Consider the following 4708-nt stretch of genomic DNA (forward strand, 5'->3'; position numbering starts at 1 on the left):
ATTATCAATGGCACACGCAGGTAAAGACACTGGTGGAAGCCAATTCTTCATTACCCACTCCCCACAACCACATTTAGACGGTGTTCACACCGTATTCGGCCAAGTAATTAAAGGTCAGGACGTTGTCAACGCAATCCAACAAGGGGACGTCATGAACAAAGTGACCGTTGAAGAAAGATAGAACTTATCTTTCAACTTCTTTTTTTATTTTAATTTGATTAAACGATTTTTAAAGAAAAAATTGTGCATATTTTTCTCATTTTAAAGGCTATGTCTAAAATTATAATGATGACTATGCCCATTTAAGCACATGATTCGAGAATTACATTAACGAGCAATATATCAATATCAAAAAGATATGTTTTGGAAAAAAAATAGTTTGAATAATGACATGAATCTTGAAGACTTACGATTAGTTAATTCAATGCCCATAACATGTTTACACATGCTTAGGTAGATAGACATTGAATTAAACCACCAATTCGTTAGAATTTAATTGTATCCAAAGAGTGGATTTTAAACTCTATGATATGATATGAAATATTTACTATATAAATTATTTTATTTAATTAAGATAATATTACGAATTAAAAGCAATTTTATGAACTCAAAGCAATTTAAAATATGTTGCCATAAAATTGTGCGAGTTTGCAAAATTGTTCTCATTTTAAACTGCTTATTTTATATAATGGGACAACATATCCTTTAATTATAAAAATATCATTGTTTGAACTCAATGTTGATTTTAAAAAAAATTACAGATTCAATGCAATATTGATTCGACCGTAAAAGTTTTTATTTTATTTTTAATTAGAAATTTATACTCATATAGAAAAATTGACTTCAATTAATATGTAAAACTTTAAATAATGGTTAAAACAAAGGATAAATTGAATTTAAAAAAATTTCGAGGATAAAACCATGCACCGAAATTACCCGCAAAGATTGGAAATGCAAATTCCACAGGAGAATACATATACAAGACTAGAAAACATGCAAAAGGAAAACATTTCACCCAAAGAATTTCTAAAAAATCATTTTAAATTTCCATCAAATAATTTTGATGAACTTAATGAATTCATTATCAGCGACAAAGAAATGGAAAAAATAATCCTGAATTTGCCTGAAATTCTATCAAAAGAATTGCCATACAGAAAACTTTCGATAGATTTCATGAAGGAAACCGACCCAAATGAAAAAATCCTTGAAATAATAATTTACTCCGATTTGGAATCCGACCAATTACTTCAAAAAGAGGATTTGCTTTGTGACATGTTAATCGACAAATATCCTAAAACAACAATTGAGTACATAATTTTGGTGGAATATTATGAATAACAATAATTTCGACTGGCATGAATATTATGAACTTGCAAATAGCTACATTGAAGAAGAAGACAATGCAAAATTAAGAACTGGAATTGGCAGATACTATTATTCATCTTTTTTAGAGTCCAGAGATTTCATTCTGGAAAACAATATATTTTTAAATCCATTTAATGAAAAAATCATGAAATCAACTTCAGGCAGAGTTCACCAAGAAACCAGATCCATATTTAAAAAGCATCCCAACTTAAATAGAAATAATGCAGGCGCAAAAATAGCTCAAAACCTCAATGTATTAAGAAAATATCGCAATATGGTGGATTATGATTCTAAAAATCCTAAAAATATAAAACATGCATTTAATAGATGCCATATGAAATCTAAAGAGATATTTGATTTGCTCAATGAATTGAACTAGCTATCAGATTTGATTCCAACAAATGAAGCAAAAACGGAAGCTATGCACAATACCACACAGATAATGCATGTTATCTGACAGCTCTGAATCAGTAGAGGATAATACTGCTGAATAATCGGAACATCACCCATTACAAATGCAAATACCAATGTCAGTATTCCCATACTCATTGCCTGGCCAACTGTACGCATTGTTGCAACTGCCGCTGAAGCGACTGATGTGTCCTTTGGCGGAACTGAACCCATGATGACATTCGTATTCGGCGGTGAAAACAATCCGAAACCTATACCATAGATTATCATTGACACGAATAAAAATTCAATTGATGTTGTGCTGTCCAAAGATGAAAACAGGAATAATGATAGAGTACCTAAAGCCATTCCGATAGCTGCAAGGATTTGCGGCACGAACCTGTCAGACAATCTTCCGGCAATTGGAGCTAAAACCACCTGACACAATGGTGCTACAAGCAATATCATTCCGGCAGTCTGTGAATCAAACCCTTTAATGTATTGCAGATGATAATTTAGGATTGTTGTTACAGCATAAGTCGCCAGATATGCGCACAGTGATGCGAAATTGGCGGACAGGAACTTGTGATTTTTGAAAAATCTGATGTCGAATACCGGATATGCCTGTTTCAGCTCAATCCATGCAAATATTAGAAGAATAATTACACCAAGAACTGTCAATATTACTCCAAGTTGAGTGTTTAGAATGGTGAATCCGTACATGAACAATACCATTCCAATTCCATAGGCAAATGATCCTTTCAAATCCAGAGGGATATTTTCAAAGGAACTCCACTCCTCATCGATTTTTGTTAAAAGCAAAGCCAAAATAACAAAGAGGAACGGAACGCCGAATAACACTACAGATCTCCATCCCAGATTATAATTCAAGATTCCTCCAATAACGGGAGACAGGGACAATCCTACATAAACACCGGTGATATTTATCCCCAGTGCCTTTCCGCGCTCTTCAGGAGGAAAAGCGTTCACAATCATTGCCATTGAAGTGACGTTGATAAAAGACAGGGAAATTCCCAAAATCAATCTGCATGCCAGAAACTGTTCCTGTGATGTGACAAGCACATTGGCAATGGATATTATGATAAATAAAACAACACTTAAAATTGTGACTTTCTTGAGGCCGTATTTTCCTGAAATCTGGCCTGCCGGAACCGACAGTACTGCCACAACAAGTAAAAAAATGATAGTTACCCAGTTTTGAACAATATTGCTCATGTGAAATTCGGTTGCAATGGAAGGAATGACAATGGTCACTGCATTGACCGCAAAAACAGTGAAAAATGACAATACTGTACAAATCAATAAGAGTAAATTTTTCTTTTCCATCAATATTATATATTAATTCAATGACTTTAAATATTTTTTAGAATATATTATATTACATGAGCGAACACAACACTCCGGAATATATAACATTCCCAAGAACTTTTGAAAATTACAGATGGTATAAGCCCATACTCGTATTAATAGTCGGCGCAATCGTATATGCAATACTGCAAGTTGCAATATTTGCAATTTTCGGCATGGCATACGGCTGGAATACGATTTTCCAGTTAATGACACAAGGATACGAAGCGTTGAATTCTGAAGCTGGAAGCTACATCGGCTATCTGTCCGTGGCAATTTTTCTTCCTTCACTTTATGTTGCCACTAAAATTGTTAAAGACAGACCATTCTCTTCCTATTCATCATCACGTGGAGGATGGGATTGGAAACTATTTTTCAAATCATTGCCAATTCCATTAGCCGTATATATAATATATCAGGCAATAAGCTCAACTATTACTGGCCGGGTTGGTCCAAATACCCTAACTGTGACATTCTTTGTAATATGCTTGATTATCATACCCCTACAGTGCATCGCCGAAGAATACTTTATGCGAGGTCTGATTATGCAAACTTTCGGATCATGGTTTAGGATACCTATTGTGGCAATAATTCTTCAATCCATAGTTTTTACATCACTGCACCCCTATAACCTTTTAGGAGTCCTCGGTGTATTCATACAGGGAATTCTTTTAGGATTTTTAACCTGGCGCAGCAACGGTTTGGAGGCAAGCTCTGCACTCCATAGTGTGAATAACTTAAGCAGTGCATATTTTGCAGCTTTAGGATTTGGAGCAACTTCATCTTTAATTACTCCATTTGACTTTGCTTCAACAATCATTGCAAGTACCGTCTCAGCATTAGGCCTATATTATATTGGAACCAGGAAAGGCTGGTTCGGCGAAAAAACAGAAAAATTATGGTAGTACAAAAATTAATAGCATGAATTTAACACCGCACCTGCTATTAATCAAACCTCACCACATACTGAACAGATATTTTCCCATTTTTTAGACATAGGTTAAGGCATCACTGACTAAACAACCCAAATATTTAATGTCTGTCTAAAAAATCGTGAAAACTCTAAAATTTTATATAACTTTTTAAAGAAATTAATAAAAAAAGTAAGGATTAACACAGACGCAATAATCCATGCTAATCAAAGCCCAACACTTCATGAACTAAAAATCAGTTCTATTCAACATCAAAACCCTTTTCCATCATGCTATTTTTAAGAATCTCCATTGCTTTTATCGTGTCAGGTCCGGAAACCCTCTTAATCATGCGATTGTTTTCATTAAACCTTCCGATAAAATAATCCTGCTGTTCCTTACTTACCAGGTCCAGCCGAGTATAGTTTGTAAGACATTCCAGAAGGGCGAATACTCCTCGGTTTAAAGCCTTTGCACACGGATGATTTTTAACAATTTCTACAACATCACTGCTTATGATATAAGCTTCCCCATTTGATGTTACATGGTCTTTAATCGGATCCATCTTTCTAATATCTGTAACATCACAAATGACATATGCTTCTGCATTTTTCAATATTGCAATGTCATCATCATCTGTAAACTCTTCAATATCCAGGTTTCCGATGGTTGAA

Annotated in this window: 5 protein-coding genes and 1 pseudogene; 4 read left to right on the plus strand and 2 right to left on the minus strand. The window is 34.2% G+C overall.

Going from position 1 to position 4708, the window contains the following annotated elements:
• From QZU83_RS10150 to QZU83_RS10160, 3 genes are all read left to right on the plus strand, one after another.
• Nucleotides 1-181 (plus strand): peptidylprolyl isomerase (locus QZU83_RS10150; RefSeq protein ID WP_295611879.1); only part of this gene is annotated, 181 nt, incomplete at its 5' end.
• 740 nt (nucleotides 182-921) lie between these two features.
• Entirely contained in the window at nucleotides 922-1338 is a 417-nt protein-coding gene (locus QZU83_RS10155; RefSeq protein WP_295611880.1) for a hypothetical protein, read from the plus strand.
• Nucleotides 1331-1744 (plus strand): hypothetical protein, encoded by a 414-nt coding sequence (locus QZU83_RS10160; protein WP_295611881.1) that lies wholly within the window; start codon nucleotides 1331-1333, stop codon nucleotides 1742-1744. The genes QZU83_RS10155 and QZU83_RS10160 overlap by 8 nt, the downstream gene beginning before the upstream one ends.
• On the opposite strand, the gene QZU83_RS10165 is transcribed toward QZU83_RS10160, so the two are convergent.
• Nucleotides 1741-3102, minus strand: a complete 1362-nt coding sequence (locus tag QZU83_RS10165) for an MFS transporter (RefSeq protein WP_295611882.1) — start codon at nucleotides 3100-3102, stop codon at nucleotides 1741-1743. The genes QZU83_RS10160 and QZU83_RS10165 overlap by 4 nt on opposite strands.
• 56 nt (nucleotides 3103-3158) lie before the next feature.
• Between QZU83_RS10165 and QZU83_RS10170 the strand changes: the two genes are divergently transcribed.
• On the plus strand, nucleotides 3159-4028 hold the full coding sequence (locus QZU83_RS10170) for a CPBP family intramembrane glutamic endopeptidase (RefSeq protein ID WP_295611883.1): 870 nt from the start codon (nucleotides 3159-3161) through the stop codon (nucleotides 4026-4028).
• 268 nt (nucleotides 4029-4296) lie between these two features.
• Here the strand turns inward: QZU83_RS10170 and QZU83_RS10175 are convergent.
• Nucleotides 4297-4708, minus strand: a pseudogene (locus QZU83_RS10175) (DUF447 domain-containing protein); the annotation flags it as partial.

Origin of the sequence: uncultured Methanobrevibacter sp., from assembly GCF_902771435.1 — an archaeon.
Taxonomy (GTDB): domain Archaea; phylum Methanobacteriota; class Methanobacteria; order Methanobacteriales; family Methanobacteriaceae; genus Methanocatella.